Origin of the sequence: Acinetobacter sp. NyZ410 (assembly GCF_022828975.1) — a bacterium.
In the GTDB taxonomy this organism is placed as follows: domain Bacteria; phylum Pseudomonadota; class Gammaproteobacteria; order Pseudomonadales; family Moraxellaceae; genus Acinetobacter; species Acinetobacter guillouiae.
On sequence record NZ_CP094620.1, the window covers coordinates 1,547,631 to 1,570,160 of the forward strand.

A 22,530-nucleotide genomic window follows, 5' to 3' on the forward strand; every position below is an offset into this window, starting at 1 on the left:
GCCTTCTCCCGTAAAGGGAGAAGGCTCTTTCAATACCAAGATGATTTATTTAACAGGATCATTTTTTGATTTTTAAATCCTCACCTTTGCAAAGTGGATACTGCTTATTTTTTTAGAGAAAGGCGTTTTCTAAGGTTAATCTGAACTGAGTCTCGTAAAAGTGGTATTTTTCAGGTTTAGACTTTGAGATAGGGGTTTTAGTGCTGAAATATCAAATCGAGATATGTTATGGTTTTGAATTTAATTGTATTTAGTCACCGTTTTTATATGTTAATCCTTAATAAATTTAAGGATTAATGATCTTAAAATACTTGAAATTTAAATAATTTTTTTGATTATTGTTAAGGCTTTTTTAAATTAAAACAATCAAACGTATCTATTCTTACTGTCATAATTCACAATATTTACAGAAAATGTGAATTATAAATAAATTCTTTATAAATAAAAAGTGAGTATAAGGCTAAATGAATACGACAGTATTTTAGTGAATTTATAAGCAATTACTTAATTTTTTTAAATATTTTAAAATACTTAAAGGTCAAATGTAACTTGCTAAATTTTTATTTATGGCTAAATTATAATAAAGCTGAGCTTAAATATTGTGCAGTTGTGACGTAATTTAAAAAAGTCGTCAAGCAAAAGATCAGCGGTTTAAGGGGGGACAGTGTTAACACATGATTTGTTAACAATGAAGTGATAGAAAAATGATAAACAAGGATGAATGATATGAAATTAAATTTACTCACAGTCATGTTGCTTGGATCTGGTCTATTTCTCACTGCCTGTGGTGGTAGTGATGAGAATAAGGGGGATAATTCATCCACAAGTTCAAATGTAGACGTAAACAACATTCAAAATCCAGTGGTAAATACTCCAGAACCGTATGTTCTTGAGGATTATGATGAGGAAGATTTTACTGTACCGAACGCAGAAGAAAGTGTGGTAATGACCTATAAAATGCAAGGTATTAAAGGGCAAGAAACACAAGCAACAGCATTGGTCTTTACCCCTAAAACAGAACCACCAGCTGGCGGCTGGCCGATTGTGGTTTGGGCACATGGCACGGTGGGTGTTGGTGATGAGTGTGCACCCAGTAGAAATCCATTAATTGTGAGGGGAGGGCTTCTCCCAGATCTACATACCCATAAAATGATCGATAGCTTTGTTAAAGACGGCTATGTCGTGGTTGCACCAGATTATGAAGGTTTGGGAGAACCGAATGAAACAGAGATCCATCCCTTTTTACATTTAAAAAGCGAAGCTTATTCAATTACGGATGCGGTGGTGGCAACCAAAAATTGGTTAGGTAATAAAGCATCGAATAAATGGGCGGTTATCGGTGCCTCACAAGGGGGGCATGCGGCATTAGGCGCGGCACAGTATGCAGCGCGTGCCAATATGGACTATAAGGGGGCAGTTGCATTGGCGCCTGCAAATAATCTAGAAATGATTGAAAGCTTATCAGACATGGCGTTGGCGAATAATACAGATGTGGAAGCTCAAATGAATGGTTATATGATACTCGATACCCTGACCGCTTATATGGCAGCAGGGATGAAAAGTGCTTATCCGACTGAGCCTGTCTATAGTATTGTATTTAAATCACCGACGGATAAAATTGCTGAGCAAGCAGAAGGGAGAACACGATGTATTCAATCGCTGGCTTTTAATTTTATAAGACCAATGATGAAGTATAGGAGTGAAAATAACGACAGTTTAGTTGGCTATCCACGTAAAAATGAGGGTTATACCCAGCATCCAATTGTAAGGCAATTTCTAGATAAAGATCTACCACCACTGCAAACGCTTATTAAAACGCCAATTATTATTTATCAGGGAGACAAAGACCTGATTGTATTACCACGGGCAACAGATGCCTTGGTGGCACAGGCGCGTGCTTTAACCACCAAAATTGATTATAGAAAAGGTCCTGATTGGGATCACCTCACTGTATTCAAGGATAATGTTGAAAATGGACAACTGCTAGAAGATATTAAGACCTTGCTTGCCAATTAGTTTTTGAGTGTGTTTTAGTTCTAACAATAGATTTTTTTATCAGTTCTTTTTAAAACCGTAGTTCAGCCTAAAATCTCCCTATTATGAAAAATAGGGGGATTTTTTATATGGCTTTGAAGTATGTTGAAATTTTAGAAAACAATATTTGAGAACATTTGTTTTGAGCTGCTCATTGATTATTTCCATCGAAATCAGCATTGGTTTTTAATTTAGCCAATCATCAGGATTGGTTTTTAATATGTATTGACTAAAAAAGCTAAATAATAATTATTTTAAATTGATTGAAATTTAAACAATGATAATGGATTGGTAAGAATTTATTTAAAGTAAAATGGTTGAAAATATAATTTTTTAATTATTTAAATTCACAATATTTTGGAATTTTGTGAACAAAATAACATCTTTGGATGGTGAAAAAGGTAAATATAAGGCAATGTAAATACGATAATATTTTTGTGATTTGAATCATGATGGTGTGTGTGATCAACAAAATAATTTAAGATTTGTAAATGTTAAATTTCACTTGCTAATTTATATTCCCAGGATAAATATAATGCAGATTTGCTTAAATATTGCGCAATATGATGTGATTTTAAAATAGGCACTCATTGCACATAAGGTTGGCAATCCATAAATCAGCGTTGGCACACTGAATTTGTCGACACTGAAGTGATAAAAATTATTATAGACAAGGACATAATCAAATGAAACTAAACTTACTCTCGGTATTGTTGGCGCTATCGTCTCTATTTTTAACTGCCTGTAATGATAGTGATGATAAGAGTGATAACCCATCTACAAGTTCAGATGTCAATGCAGATATAAACAAGATTCAAAACCCAGTGGTGAACACACCATTACCATATAAGTTTATAGAAGATTATCCACCAAATGCAGCAGAGAGTGTGGTGATGACCTATAAAATGCAAGGCATCACAGGGAAAGAAACTCAGGCAACCGCATTGGTATTTACCCCAAAAACTACGCCACCAGCAGGAGGTTGGCCGATTGTAGCTTGGGCACATGGCGCTGTAGGCGTTGCCGACAATTGTGCACCCAGTAGAAATCGATTAATTGTGAGAGGGTTCATTCCAGATGTACATACTCAGAAAATGATCGATAGTTTTGTTCAATCAGGCTATGTGGTGGTCGCACCCGATTATGAAGGTTTAGGTGAACCAAGTGGTCAAGAAATACATCCATTTTTGCATGTAAAAAGTGAAGCCTATTCGATTACCGATGCTGTAGTGGCAACCAAAAGCTGGTTAGGTAATAAAACATCTAACAAATGGGCTGTTGTTGGGGCCTCACAAGGTGGTCATGCAGCATTAGGTGCGGCACAGTATGCAGCACGTGCCAATATGGACTATAAGGGGGCAGTTGCAATGGCGCCTGCAAATAATCTGGAAATGATTGAAAGCTTGTCAGATATGGCTTTGGCAGATAGGGCTGTGTCTGGCCAAATTTCAGGCTATGCGGCACTTGATACATTATTGGCTTTTATGGCAGCAGGTATGAAAAGCATTTATCCAACTGAACCCGTATACAGTATGGTATTTAAGTCACCAACAGATAAAGTTGCTGAAAAAGCGGAATCACAATGTCTGATAGACATGGTTAATAATTTTACCACACCGATGGTTGATTACTTTTTACTGAAGCAGAATTTAACGGATTATCCACGTAAAAATCAGGGGTATACCCAGCATCCGATTGTAAGGCAGTTTTTAGATAAAGATTCGCAACCACTACAAACTGTGGTTAAAACCCCGATTATTATTTATCAAGGCGGCAAAGACCTGATCGTATTACCACGGGCAACAGATGCCTTGGTGGCACAGGCGCGTGCTTTAACCACCAAAATTGATTATAGAAAAGGTCCTGATTGGGATCACCTCACTGTATTCAAGGATAATGTTGAAAACGGGCAATTGCTAGTGGATATTAAAACCCTTCTTGCCAATTGATTTTTTGAGTGTGTTTTGCTTCTAACAATAGATTTCTTTTATCAGTCTTTTTTAAAACATAGATCAACAATAACTCCCCTCATCCTAACCTTCTCCCCGAAAGGGAGAGGGGACTTTCAATACTTATATGATTCATTTAACAAGATCATTTTTTATTTTTAAATTGGTTGAAAATTAAACAATAAAAATAAATTCGGATTTAAATCAGGATTATAGGTAGGTAAATACACCAACCTGACTTGATATTTACTTGCGATCGCTTTTACTTTATGTGACAAGCCTAATTTTTTAAAACATACAAGATATTTGGATAAGAGATAGCATAGCCAAAATTCTGCTCAAAAAGTGGCTCAAGGTCTTTCGCTTGAATAAAGGGCGTCATTTCTGCAAAGCATTTTAAATGCTTGCATGTCTTTAATTTTATAAAGTCGATCTGCTTTTTCAGAATACGGTCGCTTGGTATTTTCTTTGAGATTTTTAAGTTGAATGCAATCATTTCGGGTCTTTCTTGCAATGTTAAAGATGGCACAAGCTTTTTACTCTTAGCTATATATTATTAAAATTTTTGAATAAATTAGTTCTTTTGGACGATTTAAGTTCATTCAATTTTGTTATCAAATATTCATTCAAAATACTAAAAATTATTATATGCAAGGATGAATCAAATGAAATTAAATTTACTCTCAATCATGTTGATTGGATCAGGCCTATTGCTGAGTGCCTGCAATGGTAGTGATGATAAGAGTGATAGCCCAGCCACAAGTTCAAATGTCAATGTAGATGTCAACAAGATTCAAAATCCAGTGGTAGGCACACCTGTACCATATAAGTTTACAGAAAACTATCCGCCGAATGCAGCAGAAAGTGTGGTGATGACTTATAAAATGCAAGGCATCACAGGGCAAGAAACTCAGGCAACCGCATTAGTCTTTACCCCTAAAACTGAACCACCCGCTGGCGGTTGGCCGATTGTAGCTTGGGCACATGGGGCTGTGGGGGTTGCCGACAATTGTGCACCGAGCAAAAATCTATTGATTACGAATTCGTTTTTAACGGGTGAGGATAAATCTACCTATAGCATGATCGATAGCTTTGTTAAAGAAGGCTATGTGGTGGTTGCACCAGATTATGAAGGTCTGGGTGAACCTAGAGAGCCAGAGCAAACTATAGATAAGGAGATACATCCATTTTTAAATTTAAAAAGTGAAGCCTATTCGATTACAGATGCTGTGGTGGCAACCAAAAACTGGTTAGGCAATAAAGTGTCCAATACCTGGGTAGTTGCTGGGGCCTCACAAGGTGGGCATGCAGCATTAGGCGCCGCACAATATGCAACACGTACCAATATGGACTATAAAGGTGCTGTCGCTTTTGCCCCAGCAAATAATCTAAAATTGATTGAAGAATTGTCTGAAGTGGCTTTGATGAACATGGATGATGGAGCACTGCCTAAAACACTCGGCTATATCTTTTTAGATACCTTAACAGCCTATATGGCTGCGGGGATGAAAAGCCTTTATCCGAATGAACCTGTATACAGTAAAATATTTAAGTCACCGACTGATAAAACTGCTGAGAAAGCAGAATCACTTTGCCTTGTGCCATTGGGAATGCAATTTTTGGGAGAGGTAGGTACTTATATGACTAAGACTGAAGGGAGTCTTAATGGTTATTCTTCGCGTAAACAGGAAGGCTTTAAAAATGATCCAATCGTAAAGCAATTTTTGGAAAAGGATTCCCAGCCACTACAAAGTCTGATTAAAACACCGATTATTATTTATCAGGGGGGCAGTGACAACATTGTAATACCTCAGGCAACGGATGCCTTGGTGGCACAAGCCCGTGCTTTAACCACTAGAATTGATTATAGAACTGATCCGACTTGGGATCACTTTAGCGTATTCAGGGTGAATGTTGAGAATGGAAAATTATTAGAAGATATAAAGACCTTGCTTGCCAATTAATTTTGAGTGATCAATGTACTCGTAATAATGTAAAAATGCTTTTATTCTACGTAGTAAGAGCATTTTAAAATTGTTTAATCCTATATTTTAAGCTTAGAAAAAAGATGGCTTAAGAAATGTTGTTTTGATTTGGTTATTGATTATTTCTATCGTTTAGCTATTATCTGGACTGGTTTTTAGTATATTATGACCCAAAATTTTAAATATTAATCATCTTGAATTGATTGAAACTTAAACCATAAGATGATTATTGATAAGAATTTATTTAAAATAAAACAATAAAAAGTGTATTTGCATCACATTCCTAATTCACAGTATTTGCATAATATATGCGTTATATAACATTTTAAATAAATAAAAAAAAAATATAAGATTTTATAATTACACGAGTATTTTAGTGAATTTAATGATAATATATTGATTTTTAAAATAAATTAAAAATTTTTTGATATTAAATTCCACTTGCTTAAATATAATTTCTCGCATAATTATAACGAAGCGCTGCTTAAAAAACGCACAATGTGATGTATGCAAAAAAAATAAACATTCATTATGCCTGTGGCTGGCGCTTCATTAATTAGAGTTGGCAAATTGAATTTGTTGGCACTGAAGTCATAAAAATTATTATATGCAAGGATGGATCAAATGAAATTAAATTTACTCTCAATAATGTTGATTGGATCTGGTCTATTGCTGAGTGCCTGTGATAGCAATAGAAACAGTAATAATTCATCCACAGGTTCAGATGATGGAAAACCCATTGTAGAAAAGCCCGGTGATGTAATACCACCTGACGAAAAACCAGGTGATGAAAAACCAGGTGACGAAAAACCAGGTGACGAAAAACCAGGCGATGAAAAACCGGGTGACGAAAAACCGGGTGATGAAAAGCCAGGTGACGAAAAACCGGGTGATGAAAAGCCAGGTGACGAAAAGCCAGGAGATGAAAAACCGGGTGACGAAAAGCCAGGAGATGAAAAACCGGGTGATGAAAAACCACCTGAAGATAAGCCAAATGTAGATGTCAACAATATTCAAGACCCAGTGGTGGGCACACCAAGCGCATATCAGACCGCAGCAGAAAATCCACCAAATGCTGCAGACAGTGTAGTGATGACTTATAAAATGAAGGGCATCAAAGGAACAGAAACTCTGGCAACCGCATTGGTATTTACCCCTAAAACTGCACCGCCAGCTGGCGGCTGGCCAATTGTGGCTTGGGGACATGGTACAACAGGTGTTATTGACCAATGTGCACCAAGTCGAATGAAATTAATCACCACTACCATTCTAGGCGAAGATCGATCTACTCATGAGATGATCGATAGCTTAGTTAAAGAAGGCTATGTTGTGGTCGCACCCGATTATGAAGGTTTGGGAGAGCCTAGTGGTCAGGAAATGCATCCGTATTTACATTTAAAAAGTGCAGCCTATTCAATTACTGATGCAGTGGTGGCAACTAAAAGCTGGTTAGGCAACAAAGTATCTAACAAATGGGCTGTTGCTGGCGTCTCGCAAGGGGGGCATGCCGCATTGGGCGCAGCAGAATATGCAGCGCGTGCCAATATGGACTATAAGGGTGCTGTTGCTTTGGCGCCAGCAAATAATTTAGAAATGATTGAAGACATAACAGAAAAGGATTTGGCGGATAAGACTAGAGGTGAGCAAATGATGGGCTATCCAGTGCTAGATGCCTTAACCTCTTTTATGGCTGCGGGGATGAAAAGTCTTTATCCAGACGAGCCTGTTTATACCAACATATTCAACAACCCCTATCATACTCCGGCTGCACGAGCAGAAGAACGTTGTCTTGCAGGGGTAGTGTTGGCTTTTACTGACCGGACAAATAGGACTGAAAGGCCATTAGGAGCACCTATAGTCAACTTTTCACGGCGTAAAAAAGCGGAATATAAAGATAATCCGATTGTAAGGCAATTTCTAGATAAGGATTCACAACCACTACAAACGCAAGTAAAAACCCCGATTATTATTTATCAAGGGGGAGCGGATACGATCGTATACCAACAGGCAACCGATGCCTTGGTGGAGAAGGCACGTGCTTTAAACACCAAAATTGATTACCGAACTGATCCGACTTGGAGGCACGTCACTATACATGCGACCCATGTTCAAAATGGAAACTTGTTAAAAGATATAAAAGCTCTACTTGCTGATTAATTTTGTGAGTGTTCAATACTTAATTGTAGCAATGTAAAAATGCCCTTATTACTGATAATAAGGGCATTTTTTAAATCGTTTAACCCTATATTTTAAGTTTAGAAAAAAGATGAATTGAGAAACTTTGTTCGGATCTGGTCATTGATTATTTCTATCAAAATCAGTATAGGCTTTTGATTTAGTCATGATCAGGATTGGTTTTTGATATGCATTGACTAAAAATCCTAGATATGAATCATCTAAAATTGGTTGAAAATTAAACAATAAAAATACACATTGATAAGAATTTATTTAAAGTAAGATGAACAAAAATATATTTTCAAAATAATTTTAATTCACATTATTTTAGAATTTTGTGAGCAGAATAACATCTTAAAATAAAAAAATTGGTAAATATAAGATCATATAATTATTGTAATATTTCTGTGAATTAAATATTTTTAAACCAACTAATTAAAAGATAGTTTCAATCTTTTTAATGTTAAATTTCATTTGCAAATTTATATTTTCAGTATAAATATAATGCAGATTTTCTTAAGGATTGTGCGGTGTGGTGTGCTTGTAAAATAGACATCCATTGCACATAAGGCAATCAATTGATCAGGGTTGGCAAACTGAATTTGTTGGCACTGAAGTCATAAAAATTATTAATATGCAAGGATAAATCAAATGAAATTAAATTTACTCTTAGTAATGTTGGTTGGATCTAGTCTATTTCTAACTGCCTGTGGTGGTAGTGATGACAAGGGGGATAATCCATCCACAACTTCTAATGTAAATGCAGATGTAAACAATATTCAAAATCCAGTGGTAAACACTCCAAAACCCTATGTTATTCAAGATAATACTCTTCCACCGAATGCTGCAGAAAGTGTGGTGATGACTTATAAAATGAAGGGCATCACGGGGAAAGAAACTCAAGCAACTGCGTTAGTGTTTACTCCCAAAGCTGCACCGCCTGCTGGCGGTTGGCCGATTGTGGCTTGGGCACATGGCACAGCGGGTGTTGCTGACAAATGTGCACCAAGTAATAATCTATTAATTACGACATCGATTTTAGGTGTAGATAAGTCTACTTATAATATGATAGAGAGCTTTGTTAAAGCAGGTTATGTGGTGGTTGCCCCCGATTATGAAGGTTTGGGTGAGCCCAGTGGTAACGAGATGCATCCATTTTTGCATGTAAAGAGTGCAGCCTATTCGGTTACAGATGCTGTAGTCGCAACCAAAAGTTGGTTAGGCAATAAAGCCTCCAATAAATGGGCTGTTTTGGGGCACTCACAAGGTGGTCATGCGGCATTAGCTACGGCACAGTATGCAGCGCGTGCCAATATGGATTATAGGGGGGCAGTCGCCACCGCGCCTGCAAACAATCTAAGATTGATTGAAGAGCTGTCAGAAATGGCTATAGCGGAAATGGAGGATATGTCATTCACTCAAGCACTCGGCTATGGCATCTTGGATACGCTAACGACTTATATGGCTGCGGGGATGAAAAGTCTTTATCCGACCGAGCCTGTATACAGTAAAATATTTAAGTCACCGACTGATAAATTTGCTGCTGAGAATGCAGAAAAGCTTTGTCTTTTTGAGCTGGGTTCTGCATTTATGGAAGGACCAATAACAGAATATGCACTTGTAAATGATAGAAATAGTCTAAAAGGTTATTCTTCGCGTAAACAGGAAGGTTTTAAAAATGATCCAATCATAAAGCAATTTCTGGCAAAGGATTCTCAGCCACTGCAAACTGTGGTTAAAACCCCGATTATTATTTATCAGGGGGGCAGTGACAATATCGTATTACCTCAGGCAACAAATACTTTGGTGGCACAAGCACGTGCTTTAACCACCAAAATTGATTACAGAACTGATCCGACTTGGGATCACTTTAGCGTATTCAGGGTTAATGTTGAGAATGGGAAATTATTAGAAGATATAAAGATGCTGCTTGCCAATTAATTTTGTGAGTGTTCAGTACTTATTGTAGCAATAAAAAAATGCCCTTATTACTGGTTGATAAGGGCATTTTTTTGACCTATGTCTGAATCCTATAAAAAAGATTGCTAGAAAAATGATTATTTGATCTTGCTATTTATTCTTCAATGTTTTCTATAGAGGTTGACCGTTGTCGTTGCGATAAGACATAAGCTAGAAATAAAATGAAAATCAAGAAAACAAGCGGATTGTGAAGATGACTTATTTGTATTTATATCATTGATTTTGATTGTAAAAAAATTTAATTTTTAAAAAATTTAACTTTGATATTGGCATCAAAGGTTAAAAAAATACTGTTGCTTTGCTTTCAATTTTGAAGGAAGACTCACATTTTAATCTATTGAATAATGTTTAAAAAATAATAAGAAAAAAACTTGTATAACATATTTTTTTGACGTATTTATGAAAGAATTATACGCGTTAAGCCGTATATATAACTTTAAAAAAATTGTGCTTTAAGGAATAAGTCACATGAAAAAAAATGCATTATCAATTTTAATTCTAAGTTCAGGTTTGGTTTTATCCGCGTGTAATAACGGTGGTAGTGGGGGAAATTCTTATGAATCACCTTCAAATACGGATCTAAACACTATTGCAAACCCTGTTGTTGGCACACCTATAGCATATACCAAGACAGATTTTTCTGCGGTGGCGGCAGATAGTGTAGTGATGACCTATAAAATGAAAGGGGTGAAGGGAACTGAAGTACAAGCAACCTCATTGGTATTTACTCCTAAAACTGCACCACCAGCTTCAGGTTGGCCTATCGTAGTTTGGGCGCATGGTACAACAGGTGTCGCTGATGTATGTGCACCAAGCCGTAATGCGACCAATGATGATATTAAAAAAATGATTTCTAAATTCCTTGCAGAAGGCTATGTGGTGGTTGCACCCGATTATGAAGGTTTAGGCGAGCCGAGTGGAACTGAACTCCATCCTTTCTTAAATGTAAAAAGTGAAGGTTACTCGATTACAGATGCAGTGGTTGCAGCACGTAATTGGTTAGGCAACAAAGCATCGAAACAATGGGTCACTGTTGGGCACTCGCAAGGCGGTCAAGCTGCTTTAGGTGCTGCACAATATGCTGATCGTGCAAATTTAGATTATAAAGGTACAGTTGCTGTCGCGCCTGCTTCACAATTGAGTTTAATTTTAAATGCAGGGCAACTATCAGTTGCAAATGCACCACCAACACAACAAATTCCTGTCTATGCATCATTGGATACATTTACAGCGTTGATTGCAGCGGGGCTACGTAATTCAAATCCAACTTTAGATTATAGCCAAGTCTTTAAAGTACCCACCGATGCGATTGCAAAGAATGCTGAATCTGTTTGTTACACTGGTCTTGGCCTACAATTTGGTGGAGCAATGGCACAGTATGTGGCTGTGAATGGATCACTGAAAAACTATCCAAGAACAACCGATACCTTTATGTCTTTACCAGCCGTTAAAACTTTCTTAGAGAAAGATTCGCAACCTCTACAAGTTCAAGTTAAAACGCCTATCATCATCTATCAAGGTGGCGCTGATACCACTGTACCGAAAGCAGCAACAGATACTTTATACGGTACGGCGAAAGCACTGGCGACGCAGGTGCATTACATTACCGAACCAACTTGGGATCATGGTAAGGCTTATTCTGAAAATATCGACAATATTGTGGCTGATGTAAAAGGAATGTTTGCAGCACAATAACGATTTTAAATTGTAGATTTGAGCAAATGGCTTATGTTTTCAACATGAGCCATTTTTATTTAAAACGGAGCAAACTTCATTCTGTTTAATTACAAACTTCATGCTACAATACGCGCAATCTTAGCACGGCTTAAAAGCCCTAATTCATAGGACCTCGCTAATGTTCGCCAATATCTCTATTTCTGAATTTGATCCAGAAATTGCTCAAGCAATCACTCAAGAAGATGCCCGTCAAGAAGCTCATATTGAGTTAATCGCATCTGAAAACTATTGCTCACCAGCTGTTATGGAAGCACAAGGGTCAAAACTCACTAACAAATATGCGGAAGGTTACCCTGGCAAACGCTATTATGGCGGTTGTGAATATGTTGATGTGATCGAACAATTGGCGATCGATCGTGCTAAAGCATTATTTGGTGCTGACTATGCAAATGTTCAGCCACATGCAGGTTCTCAAGCAAACTCAGCAGTTTATCTTGCTTTACTCAACCCAGGTGATACTGTTTTAGGCATGAGCTTGGCACATGGTGGTCATTTGACTCATGGTGCTAAAGTCAACTTCTCTGGTAAATCATATAATGCTGTTCAATATGGTTTAAACGTAGAAACTGGTGAAATTGATTACGAAGAAGTTGAGCGTTTAGCTGTAGAACATAAACCACGTATGATCGTGGCTGGTTTCTCTGCATATAGCCAAATTGTAGATTGGCAACGTTTCCGTGAAATTGCGGATAAAGTTGGCGCTTACTTATTTGTAGATATGGCTCACGTTGCTGGTTTAGTTGCTGCTGGTGTATACCCAAGTCCAGTGCAAATTGCTGATGTAACAACCACGACTACGCATAAAACTTTGCGTGGCCCACGTTCTGGTTTAATCCTTGCAAAAGCAAACGAAGAAATTGAGAAAAAACTTCAATCTGCTGTATTCCCGGGTAACCAAGGCGGTCCATTGGTTCATGCGATCGCAGCAAAAGCAATTTGCTTTAAAGAAGCAATGATGCCTGAATACAAAGAATATCAAAAACAAGTGGTGGTAAATGCTAAAGCGATGGCTGAAGTATTGATTTCACGTGGTTATGATGTTGTATCTGGTGGTACAGAAAACCATTTATTCTTGTTGTCTTTAATTAAGCAAGATGTGACAGGTAAAGATGCTGATGCTTGGTTAGGCGCTGCTCATATTACGGTCAACAAAAATGCGGTACCAAATGATCCACGTTCTCCGTTTGTCACTTCTGGTATCCGTATCGGTACGCCAGCAGTAACAACACGTGGTTTTGGTGAAGCTGAAGTTCGCGACTTGGCAGGTTGGATTGCGGATATCCTCGATGCAAAAGGTGATGAAGCTGTTATCAATGCGGTGAAAGCGAAAGTTGAAACAGTCTGTGCAAAATTCCCCGTTTATGCTAAATAAGCATTAACTTGAGAAGGCCTCCTCTCAAGGGGGCTTTTTTTATGGTTGTTCCATAAGTTGAAAAGTTTAAACATTGCAGAAAATATCTGTTATAAAAGAAGTAGATTATTGGAGTTTATTGATACTTCGTTTCACGTTTCCGACAGACAGGTTGCATGCTGAAATTTACGGCTTGTGGCTTAATTCATTTATGAAATGTCAACAGACCCATTATAAACATCGCTGCTATACCCAAATGATGTGAAAGATCGAAGGAATTAGGCACATGGCTAGTAAACCAAATATTATTATTTCAGAACAAGATTTACATCGCTTAGAAACGATGTTGGAACATCAGTCGAAGTTGACTGTGACAATGCAGCATTTAGAAGAGGAATTGGCACGAGCAGATGTGGTTGCACCTCAAGATATGCCGCCCAATGTGGTGACGATGAATGCAAAGGTTTTAATTACCATTGCACCTTCTACGGAAGCAACCGAAATTACCTTGGTCTATCCGCATGATTTTCGTGGAGAGGCAGGGCAGGTCAATGTGGTTGCACCTGTAGGTACCGCAATTCTTGGCTTGGCTGAAGGACAGGAAATCGAATGGCCGCAGCCTGATGGTCACATGATGAAAGTTAAAATTGAAAAAATATTATATCAGCCTGAAAGAGAAGGCGATTATCTCTAATACTTATCAAAATTAACCACAACTACCCGATTAAAATAAAAGCCCAGTCATGACTGGGCTAAATTTTGTATAAAAACTAAAGTTAAAACCCTGAAGTTCTTCCTTTGCTTGGATATTTAAATTGATGCTGAATATCTAATTTATAAATCTGCTTTGGATTTAAATCAATTTGCCATTGGTTGATATTGGGTTGCCCATTCCATTGTGTTGCAGTCGGTGGGATATTATAGGTCGATTGTGTGCTGAGTTTACCGTTCTGGCTTTGTGGTTCAGCTTCAAAAATCGTGACTTGAATTGGGTAGCTATGTAAGTTTTGCACTGAATATTGCTGTTTTCGGATGGTTTCAGATTGAGTACCTTTGACTGGATTTTTCTTGTCGGTTAAATCAGTCACTTTAACTTGAATTTGATCATCTGTACCAAAGCTCATTTGAAGTGCTTCATCTGCACTATTGCTCCAAGCTCTTTGTCCAATATAGTCGCCATCACGATAGAGTTTTACTGTTCCAGAAGGCCAATTTTGATCAAGTTTTGAAATTTCAGCGTTAATTGTTGCTTGAGTACTTTGCTTAGGAATTGCCCAAACTGAAAGTTTTGCGGCATATTGTTCAGTACTTAAAGGTAAAAAGATTTGCTGTTGGCTGCTGGGAATGGAGGCTTTGGTTTCTGAACGGAATTCAGTGCTAAAATTTAAATCAGCCGCTTGAAATTGTGGAAATTGAGGCGGGGCTTTTTTGGCCTTAGCTGTCGACTTTTCATCATAACTCATTTCAGCTAAAGCCATAGGTGCTGGTGCAACTGGATAAATTGGTCGCACAGGTTCTGGTTCATAATAGTTGACCCACCATTGTTGTGGCTGCACTTGTTGAACGTAGTTTTGCGGTGTTGCTGTGGACAATGCCAATTTAACATTGTTCCAGTCTTCACCCGTTTTTTGTGCAATCATTGCCATACGGGTGAGTTTAATTTGCTTGGTTTGGGTGTTTAATTCGGCTTTATATATTGGTTGCCAACGTGCATAAGGCACCATATAGCTAATTTTAATTTCACCACGTTGCGGGGCATTGACATAAAACTTGAGTGTGCGTTGGTTAAACTCGCTGTCGCCAATGGCATTTAAGTCTTGTTCAAGTTCTTGTAAACGTTGTTGTAACTTTTCTTTTTCTGCCTTGGCTTGATCAATCGCAATAAAGGCCTCATAGGCTTGTTTACGTACTTTTGGCGCAGAGCCTTTAATGACATTTTCTAAAAACTTATTTTGTAATTCAGCAGCTTGAATAATTGAGTTTTGTTCAGAAATTTTCTTTTTAATATCCTCTATATTATTGCGCAATTGAGACGACTCATTTCCAGCGGGTTTATCCAGTGCGCTATCTGTATGAGAAACCGCATTGACCTCAATATTACTACTTTGATATTGCAGTTGATCGATATTGAAGTTTGCTGCAAGGCCATTCAGGGTAACGAGTTGTTCTCCTGCTTGTACAGGAATGGTTCGTTCAATTTTTGCCAGTGTAGGATACAGTGTGACTTGTTGAATCGGTGAATTGGATAAGTTAAGTGCAAAGCTATATGTTGAAGGAATGCATAAAATGCTGAGTTGTAGTGCTGTTTTTATATTCATTATGCGAGGCCCTAAAATACCTGAGATCAGTGTTAATATTTAAAATGTAGCAGAAAGTGATACAAATCAAAATAGTGATCAAAAGAGAAAACCAGTTGGTGTGAAGTGGATGAAAGAAAGTTATTTTAATTTTCACTTGAATCTCGCGTTTCTCTGTTTTTATTTTGATGGATTGTTCATTCAAATTTAGTATTTAGTAGATCAATTTAAACAAAACAAAAAATTTCAGTTACACTAAGTCATCCAAAATTTGAAGGGCTGAACATTGAAACAATCATGCACAATACGGGATAAGACGTTTCCTCCTGAATTAAAAACATGGTTGTATGCACAAGGTTCACTGACTCAGCAGTTGACTGATATCGCGGGTGGTGTTTTTAAAGTTCAACCGATTCAAGAGCATTATCAAAGAATGAGTGTGCTGGATAGTCAATGGATGCTGATGCCACAGCAACATACCTCATGGGTACGTGAAAGTTACTTATTTGGTTGCGATGCACAGCCATGGGTAAAAGCAAAAAGTATTTTTCCCATTCTCAGTATCCATGGCAAAGCACGTTTGTTTAAGCATATTCGAACCAAGCCGATCGGAAAATTTTTATTTCAACGTACCAATCCGTTGTGTGAACGGCGTGTTTTAAAATTAGCAGAAGGTTGGACACGTCAAAGTTGTTATACTTGGCATGGTTGTAAATTTATTGTTCAAGAAACTTTTTTACCTGCTTTTGAGCAATTTTTGCAACAACAGCATATTTCAAAATAGAGTATTGAAGGACTGTCATGTCGATCGCGCAACACACCACTTGGCAACAACGCTTAGAAGCTTATTATTATCTGTGTCGTTTTGATAAACCAGTTGGGACAGAATTGGTTTTATGGCCGACCATGTGGGCATTATGGATTGCTGCAGAAGGTATCCCTGATATTGTGACACTGGTTGCAATGGTCTTAGGGACAATTTTTATGCGCGCAGCTGGTTGTGCGATCAATGATTTTGCTGATCGTAAAGTGGATGCACATGTGGAACGAACTAAAAATCGCCCTCTGGCTACTGGGGTGATCTCAGCCAAAGAAGCGATTTGGGTGTTTATTGGTTTGGTGGCCGCCAGTGCGTGTACTTTGTTTTTCTTACCGATCGCAACTTTTTATTGCGCGCTTGCAGGCTTAGTCCTCGCCTTTATTTATCCCTTTATGAAGCGTTATACCCATTTACCACAAGTGGTCTTAGGGATGGCATTTTCATGGGGTATTCCGATGTCATTTACCGCAATGGGAAAACCTTTAGATTGGACATGTTGGTTGCTTTATTTTGGCAATTTAGCATGGACGGTGGCGTATGATACCCAATATGCAATTACAGATCGTGAATATGATTTAAAAATTGGCGTGAAATCAACTGCCATTCTTTTTGGAAAATACGATATTCAGATCATCTCTTTATTGCAAGTGACCAGTGTATTGTTGATTGGTACAGCATTGTATTTAGAAAATATATTGATTCCATTTGGCTTGATTGCCTTGTTATTGGTTGTTGCAGATTTTATTTATCAATGGACAAAAACCAAAGCGCGCGATCCACAACTATGCTTTTGGGCATTTAGACATAACCGTTGGGTTGGTTTAATCATTTTTGTTGGTATTTTTATTGCATTATTTTGATTTTAAATTATTAAAATAAACCACTGTTGGAATTTCATCTCTATTTATAATATTACAAAATATTGATGAAATTTCACGAGATAAAGAAAAGTAATAATTTATAAATGTGAGATATTCCTCTGTTTTATTAAAAAATATTGTGGCAAGACGCATTTATTTATGCTTAATTAAGGATGAACACGGAGCTGTTCAAACAATAAAAAATTGAGGAATTTGTAATGAAAGCAGTATTTAAACAAACCCTATTGGCAATGACCTGCGGTTCAGTATTATTCTTAACTGCATGTAATGATGATGATAACAAGGATAACTGGGGTTCAAATAAAGATTATGTGTCTGAAAGTACCTATAATTTAGGTAGCATGCCTGAGGCTGAATCAATCAAAGTCATGACCTATAATATGCCCTATGTACTCGGTGGAACTAAGAAAGCTACAGCAATGGTTTTTGTTCCAAAAACCAAGAGACCTACTGATGGTTGGAAGGTAGTGGTTTGGGAGCATGGTACTGTAGGTGTGGGTGATGGTTGCGCACCGAGTAGAAATGAAATTAATGATCGATTTATAGGGATGGCACAGAGTCTATTAAAAGAAGGTTATGTGATTCTCGCCCCTGATTATGAAGGCTTGGGCACGCCAGGTATGCATCCATATTTAAATCTAAAGAGCGAAGCAAACTCAGCAATTTATGCAGTGAAAGCATATAAAGAGCGTTATGGTAATCAAATCAATGGTCAATGGATGTCGGTCGGGCAATCTCAGGGCGGACAAGCGTCTTTAGGTACGGCAGAGTTTTCCAATAGTGATGCCAACTATAAAGGTGCTGTGGCAGGCGCACCAGCCTCAAGTTTGGGGGATATCATTGCTGATGTTGCACCGAAAGCGATTCAAAAGCTACTTAAAGATGGAAAGGTGGATGCCGCAACTGATGTATCTGCTACATTATTGACCTATACGTCTTTTGCCGCAGTCGGTGTGACCGCTTATGAGCCTAAGTTTAACTATCGAGATGTGTTTAAAGAGCGTTCAAAAAGTATTGTTGCAGAGGCTGAAGGTTCAACAGGGGAGAACGGTTTATGCTTTACCGATTTAAAAACTAAATTTGTTGATGATATTAAAGGCTATCTCAAGGACAATAGCGGTAAAACTGTTTTAGATTATCCAGGATTAATCGATAATTTCAAAGAGAACCCGACCTTGAAAAAATTCTTGGCAGATAATCAACCTGCAACGAAAAGAATTAATACGCCTGTAATGATTATTCAGGGGACTGAAGATACGTCTGTGCCTTATACAGTCACAGATAAATTACAAAAAGACTTAAAAGCAATGGGAACAGATGTCACATTCTTAGCTGTGGAAGGTGCGAATCATACTGGAGCAATTATAGCGAAGAATACTGAACTGGTTAATTTTATTAAAAAACATATGCCAACTACGAAATAGTTGTTTTTAGAAAATCATTAAATCACTTGGTTTTCTTGGTAGTTAAATAGGGATTAGCAATTTATAGAAAAAGCAGGGTTTCCATCGAAGCTCTGCTTTTTTATATTTATATATGCTCATTTATACACTTTTATAGAAGATTTGATTGGCTTTTGATTAAGGCTATTTATAAAGCATGATCGCTGTTTATCTCCACTGGCATTCGAGGTGACAGCTTCTTAAGGTATTTCTATGCTCCATAATAATGTATTTGGTTGTAACTCTTAGGTTGGTTTATGACCTTTGTTGGAATTTTATTGCTTTGCTTTAAGCGAATTTAAATTAAAGATAAGCATTTGTATCTATATATTATTTTACTATTTGGTTAAAAGTATCCTAGCAAGATACCTTTTTTTATGTTTAATTAGTAGCTTGAACACGGAGTTGTTCAAACAATAAAAACTGAGGACTTAGTAATGAAAGCATTATTTAAACGGACATTATTGGCAATGACCTGCGGTTCAGTATTATTTTTAACTGCATGTAATGATGACGATAATAACTGGAATAACTGGGGTTCAAATAAGAATTATGTATCTGAAAATACATATAATTCAGATGTGATCAATGAGGCTACATCAGTCAAAGTCATGACTTATAATATGCCGAATGTACTCGGTGAAACCAAGAAAGCCACAGCAATGGTTTTCATCCCCAAAACAACACGACCTGCAGATGGTTGGAAAGTTGTGGTTTGGGAGCATGGTACAGTCGGTGTGGGTGATAGTTGTGCGCCAAGTCGAAATAAATTTAATCCACGATTTAAAAATATGGCGCAAAGCTTGTTAAATGAGGGTTATGTGATTATTGCCCCTGATTATGAAGGCTTGGGCACACCAGGTATGCATCCGTATTTAAATTTAAAGAGTGAAGCAAATTCAGCGATTTATGCAGTGAAAGCATATAAAGAGCGCTATGGTAATCAGATTAATGGTCAATGGATGTCTGTTGGACAATCGCAGGGTGGGCATGGTTCTTTAGGAACTGCTGAGTTTTCCAATACCGACTCCAACTATAAAGGTGCTGTCGCAGGCGCACCTGCCTCAAGCTTAGGTGATATTATTTCTGTCGTTGCGCCACAAGCAATTCAAAGACTTCTTCAAGCTGGGCAGGTAGCTACCGCGATTGATGTATATGCAGAATTATTGACATATACTGCTTATGCCACGGTGGGTATAACAGCTATTGAACCTAAGTTTAATTATCGAGAGCTTTTTAACGAGCGTTCAAGAGGTATTGCTGCAGATGCTGAAGGTTCAACAGGTGAAAATGGCTTTTGTTTCGATGACTTACATAAGAAATTTTCCGATGATATTCGTGATTATATTGTTAAAAATCCTGGCAAAACCGTTTTAGACTATCCTGCATTGGTTGATACTTTCCAACAAAATCCGACGGTGAAAAAATTCTTAGCTGAGAACCAACCTGCAACCAAGAAAATTAATAGCCCAGTAATGATTATTCAGGGTAAATTAGATATGGCAGTACCTTATCAAGTGACTGAAAAATTACAGCAACACTTAAAAAATATGGGTACTGATGTAACGTTCTTGCTTGTAGAAGGTGAGAGCCATACAGGAGCGATTGTTGCAAAGAACGCGGAATTGGTTGCCTTTATTAAAAAGCATATGCCAACCACAAAATAATTGTTTAAGAGAAGCATCCAATCATTTGCTGTTCATAGCAGTTAAATAGAAAGTAAAAAAGCAGAGTTTTTTATTAAAGCTCTGCTTTTTATATGAATATGTAAAACTTAAATCATTAAAATAAAAAGGGAAAAACTTAATATACTTTTGACTAAGAATATAATTAAATAATGAGAGGTTTGATTATGCAAATTGCTGTTAAAAATTTAATAAAACTTGGTGTATTTCCAAAGTCCGAAGATGCGGTGAAGGATCCAAAAGGTATTGAGTATATTGATCATATTCAAGCATTAATTGATAGGATAAAGTTACCAGTGAGTAATGATGATGCGGTAGGCTTGTGTTCGATATTAAGGAATGATGAGGATGATTACTTTGGTTTAACACAAACTTTATTACAAAAAATAGAAACAGCACCTGATTGGCCAATTAAGGAGCTATTTGTTAATAACAATAATTACTGGATGAATGTACTTAAGCGTAGAGCAAGATTTATATGGTAAATAATGCAGGCAAACGTTTTTCCAGTCATTAGATTGGATGGTCTAAAATTAAGATTCTGGCGTTTATGTAAAATAAAAGATAGATTATAGTAAAGTATAATGTATATGTTTTTAAAGTTTAATTATGGAAAAGATTTATTATAAAAGCTAGTATTTTTTAGATTAGATTAGATTAGATTATTACCTATTTAAAAATTATCTGCTTATTTTAAACATGGTGGAAATATGAAGAAAATGAGTTATATCGTGGCTTTTTTTTCATTGTTAATGCTGTTTTTTATTTTTGATTTACAAGGTAATTTTCAAATATACTTGAAATACAAAAAGTATTTCAAAGCTTTGTATCTTGGAGAGAAAATGAAGAACAAAAACATGGTATTGAGAAACTGTTCTGATATATCAATTCAGGAAGATTTACATAAAGCGTTTGAAAACATTCCAAAAGCTAATATTAGCTGTCTAAATAAATCGAAATTAATCTATATTGGCCCATATTATGGAGATCATGCAGTTGCTACATTTAGATGTTTTGATGACGATTTAGTTGTTGAGTATAGCTGGACTGATTTTCAGGAATCTTGTTCAATTATCGTTTCTAAGAAAAGCTGGAATATTCCTGAAAAGATGACTGTTGAACATCTTAATTCACCTTAATTTTTTAAAAAATATAAAATTAATCAATTTTATAAGTAGGTGTCGTAATGGGAATAAGAGTTGGTGCTACATCTGTAACAGGAATAGAACCTTATTTTGAAAAACTTCATAAATTAAATCGTTATTTTGAAGATAAAAACTGGAAGACTTTATCTAATAACTCCTATGGCGGGAATTTTACTTTAGCTCTTTTCATGGTTATTAGCATTTATGAGGAGGTTGAAATAAATTTAGCCAGGTTTAATCAAATGAAAAATTTAGAAAGATCAAAGGATATTGATGGTAATACTCAAACTACTCTTATTTTTAAAGTTTTAATCAACCCTTTAGAGATAGAAAAGCTTTCAATCCACCAATTAAGAGATCTTTATTGTTCTTTGTTTATTGAGCGCATAAACAATCCATTGTTTAGGATACCTAAGACTGTAGATTATGATCAATTAAAATCTGAATTATTGGTATTAATTGAAGACCTTAAAGAAGTAGATTTGAATTCTATTCCCCAGTAAAATCCAATGGAGGCGGGTTGGATGGGAGAGCTTTATGGTTTTCTCCGAACCCTAGAGTAAAAAATGTTGGCGATAAAGTTGCCGTTAGATGTATAGTCAAAAATAGGATGTTGATATGGCAGAATCATTTTGGCCAAGTGGAAATGATCAAACGATTATCTGTACTGATTTAAACATCAAAGAATTTTGTAAGCTGTGGGGAAGTCCATTTATTCAAGATTATGAAGATGGCTTAGGTTGGTTTGATTCTACATATCTCTATGATTCTCAACTAATAAATACGCCTATCGTTTTTATTAAATATTTAGAATCACCTTATAGTTATACATTGGTCATGATTGATGAGCAGATCAAAGATGTAAGGGCATATGAAGATTTTATTATTGATAAATATTTAATTAATTCTTATATAGATCGTAGAAAATCGGCGTATAAGGATAATTAATATCTTTATATAATCGTTGTTTAAAATTAATTTAATAGACACAATAAAACGTGTAGTTGTCAGATAGAAATATTGATTATTTGTTAGATGCTTACCAATTT

18 protein-coding genes are annotated in these 22,530 nt (G+C 36.6%); 16 read left to right on the forward strand and 2 right to left on the reverse strand.

What is annotated here, in order from left to right; all coding sequences use genetic code 11:
* Window positions 1-726: 726 nt before the first annotated feature.
* Both MTO68_RS07360 and MTO68_RS07365 read left to right on the forward strand, forming a co-directional pair.
* Entirely contained in the window at window positions 727-2,016 is a 1,290-nt protein-coding gene (locus MTO68_RS07360; protein WP_244015504.1) for a lipase family protein, read from the forward strand.
* Window positions 2,017-2,720: 704 nt separating this feature from the next.
* A complete protein-coding gene (locus MTO68_RS07365; RefSeq protein WP_244015505.1) occupies window positions 2,721-3,983 on the forward strand; it encodes an alpha/beta hydrolase in 1,263 nt (420 codons plus the stop codon).
* A 280-nt stretch (window positions 3,984-4,263) separates the two neighbouring features.
* On the opposite strand, the gene MTO68_RS07370 is transcribed toward MTO68_RS07365, so the two are convergent.
* Window positions 4,264-4,512 carry a hypothetical protein gene (locus tag MTO68_RS07370; RefSeq protein ID WP_244015506.1) on the reverse strand — a complete coding sequence of 83 codons (249 nt, stop codon included), beginning with the start codon at window positions 4,510-4,512 and terminating at the stop codon, window positions 4,264-4,266.
* 136 nt (window positions 4,513-4,648) lie between these two features.
* Between MTO68_RS07370 and MTO68_RS07375 the strand changes: the two genes are divergently transcribed.
* The 6 genes from MTO68_RS07375 to rnk all read left to right on the forward strand — a co-directional run bounded on the left by MTO68_RS07375 (window position 4,649) and on the right by rnk (window position 13,905).
* Window positions 4,649-5,947 carry a lipase family protein gene (locus MTO68_RS07375; RefSeq protein WP_244015507.1) on the forward strand — a complete coding sequence of 433 codons (1,299 nt, stop codon included), beginning with the start codon at window positions 4,649-4,651 and terminating at the stop codon, window positions 5,945-5,947.
* A gap of 645 nt (window positions 5,948-6,592) precedes the next feature.
* Entirely contained in the window at window positions 6,593-8,125 is a 1,533-nt protein-coding gene (locus MTO68_RS07380; protein WP_244015508.1) for an alpha/beta hydrolase, read from the forward strand.
* A gap of 669 nt (window positions 8,126-8,794) precedes the next feature.
* On the forward strand, window positions 8,795-10,084 hold the full coding sequence (locus MTO68_RS07385; RefSeq protein ID WP_244015509.1) for an alpha/beta fold hydrolase: 1,290 nt from the start codon (window positions 8,795-8,797) through the stop codon (window positions 10,082-10,084).
* Between the two features lie 507 nt (window positions 10,085-10,591).
* Complete coding sequence (locus tag MTO68_RS07390) at window positions 10,592-11,818, forward strand: alpha/beta fold hydrolase (RefSeq protein WP_244015510.1); 1,227 nt, start codon at window positions 10,592-10,594, stop codon at window positions 11,816-11,818.
* 160 nt (window positions 11,819-11,978) lie between these two features.
* Window positions 11,979-13,232, forward strand: a complete 1,254-nt coding sequence (gene glyA, locus MTO68_RS07395) for a serine hydroxymethyltransferase (protein WP_004820090.1) — start codon at window positions 11,979-11,981, stop codon at window positions 13,230-13,232.
* Window positions 13,233-13,497: 265 nt separating this feature from the next.
* Entirely contained in the window at window positions 13,498-13,905 is a 408-nt protein-coding gene (gene rnk / locus MTO68_RS07400) for a nucleoside diphosphate kinase regulator (protein ID WP_244015511.1), read from the forward strand.
* A gap of 82 nt (window positions 13,906-13,987) precedes the next feature.
* On the opposite strand, the gene MTO68_RS07405 is transcribed toward rnk, so the two are convergent.
* Window positions 13,988-15,529 carry a DUF4139 domain-containing protein gene (locus MTO68_RS07405; protein WP_096733608.1) on the reverse strand — a complete coding sequence of 514 codons (1,542 nt, stop codon included), beginning with the start codon at window positions 15,527-15,529 and terminating at the stop codon, window positions 13,988-13,990.
* A 265-nt stretch (window positions 15,530-15,794) separates the two neighbouring features.
* Between MTO68_RS07405 and MTO68_RS07410 the strand changes: the two genes are divergently transcribed.
* The 8 genes from MTO68_RS07410 to MTO68_RS07445 all read left to right on the forward strand — a co-directional run bounded on the left by MTO68_RS07410 (window position 15,795) and on the right by MTO68_RS07445 (window position 22,429).
* Window positions 15,795-16,292, forward strand: coding sequence for a chorismate lyase (locus MTO68_RS07410; protein WP_051670999.1), 498 nt, complete (start codon window positions 15,795-15,797; stop codon window positions 16,290-16,292).
* Window positions 16,293-16,309: 17 nt separating this feature from the next.
* Window positions 16,310-17,188: a 4-hydroxybenzoate octaprenyltransferase gene (gene ubiA, locus MTO68_RS07415; RefSeq protein WP_244015512.1), complete on the forward strand. Its 879-nt coding sequence runs from the start codon at window positions 16,310-16,312 to the stop codon at window positions 17,186-17,188.
* A 218-nt stretch (window positions 17,189-17,406) separates the two neighbouring features.
* Window positions 17,407-18,633: a prolyl oligopeptidase family serine peptidase gene (locus tag MTO68_RS07420; RefSeq protein ID WP_244015513.1), complete on the forward strand. Its 1,227-nt coding sequence runs from the start codon at window positions 17,407-17,409 to the stop codon at window positions 18,631-18,633.
* A gap of 455 nt (window positions 18,634-19,088) precedes the next feature.
* Window positions 19,089-20,318 (forward strand): prolyl oligopeptidase family serine peptidase, encoded by a 1,230-nt coding sequence (locus tag MTO68_RS07425; protein WP_244015514.1) that lies wholly within the window; start codon window positions 19,089-19,091, stop codon window positions 20,316-20,318.
* Between the two features lie 185 nt (window positions 20,319-20,503).
* Window positions 20,504-20,821, forward strand: a complete 318-nt coding sequence (locus MTO68_RS07430) for a hypothetical protein (protein ID WP_244015515.1) — start codon at window positions 20,504-20,506, stop codon at window positions 20,819-20,821.
* Between the two features lie 225 nt (window positions 20,822-21,046).
* Window positions 21,047-21,475, forward strand: a complete 429-nt coding sequence (locus MTO68_RS07435) for a hypothetical protein (protein WP_244015516.1) — start codon at window positions 21,047-21,049, stop codon at window positions 21,473-21,475.
* A gap of 47 nt (window positions 21,476-21,522) precedes the next feature.
* Complete coding sequence (locus tag MTO68_RS07440; RefSeq protein ID WP_244015517.1) at window positions 21,523-21,984, forward strand: hypothetical protein; 462 nt, start codon at window positions 21,523-21,525, stop codon at window positions 21,982-21,984.
* 115 nt (window positions 21,985-22,099) lie between these two features.
* On the forward strand, window positions 22,100-22,429 hold the full coding sequence (locus tag MTO68_RS07445) for a hypothetical protein (RefSeq protein WP_004820111.1): 330 nt from the start codon (window positions 22,100-22,102) through the stop codon (window positions 22,427-22,429).
* Window positions 22,430-22,530: the final 101 nt, after the last annotated feature.

Bases quoted from the DNA above. Each gene is read 5' to 3' on its own strand.
- MTO68_RS07360 (WP_244015504.1), top strand. From the start codon at position 727: ATGAAATTAAATTTACTCACAGTCATGTTGCTTGGATCTGGTCTATTT.
- MTO68_RS07365 (WP_244015505.1), top strand. From the start codon at position 2,721: ATGAAACTAAACTTACTCTCGGTATTGTTGGCGCTATCGTCTCTATTT.
- MTO68_RS07375 (WP_244015507.1), top strand. From the start codon at position 4,649: ATGAAATTAAATTTACTCTCAATCATGTTGATTGGATCAGGCCTATTG.
- MTO68_RS07380 (WP_244015508.1), top strand. From the start codon at position 6,593: ATGAAATTAAATTTACTCTCAATAATGTTGATTGGATCTGGTCTATTG.
- MTO68_RS07385 (WP_244015509.1), top strand. From the start codon at position 8,795: ATGAAATTAAATTTACTCTTAGTAATGTTGGTTGGATCTAGTCTATTT.
- MTO68_RS07390 (WP_244015510.1), top strand. From the start codon at position 10,592: ATGAAAAAAAATGCATTATCAATTTTAATTCTAAGTTCAGGTTTGGTT.
- glyA (WP_004820090.1), top strand. From the start codon at position 11,979: ATGTTCGCCAATATCTCTATTTCTGAATTTGATCCAGAAATTGCTCAA.
- rnk (WP_244015511.1), top strand. From the start codon at position 13,498: ATGGCTAGTAAACCAAATATTATTATTTCAGAACAAGATTTACATCGC.
- MTO68_RS07405 (WP_096733608.1), bottom strand. From the start codon at position 15,529: ATGAATATAAAAACAGCACTACAACTCAGCATTTTATGCATTCCTTCA.
- ubiA (WP_244015512.1), top strand. From the start codon at position 16,310: ATGTCGATCGCGCAACACACCACTTGGCAACAACGCTTAGAAGCTTAT.
- MTO68_RS07420 (WP_244015513.1), top strand. From the start codon at position 17,407: ATGAAAGCAGTATTTAAACAAACCCTATTGGCAATGACCTGCGGTTCA.
- MTO68_RS07425 (WP_244015514.1), top strand. From the start codon at position 19,089: ATGAAAGCATTATTTAAACGGACATTATTGGCAATGACCTGCGGTTCA.
- MTO68_RS07430 (WP_244015515.1), top strand. From the start codon at position 20,504: ATGCAAATTGCTGTTAAAAATTTAATAAAACTTGGTGTATTTCCAAAG.
- MTO68_RS07435 (WP_244015516.1), top strand. From the start codon at position 21,047: ATGAAGAAAATGAGTTATATCGTGGCTTTTTTTTCATTGTTAATGCTG.
- MTO68_RS07440 (WP_244015517.1), top strand. From the start codon at position 21,523: ATGGGAATAAGAGTTGGTGCTACATCTGTAACAGGAATAGAACCTTAT.
- MTO68_RS07445 (WP_004820111.1), top strand. From the start codon at position 22,100: ATGGCAGAATCATTTTGGCCAAGTGGAAATGATCAAACGATTATCTGT.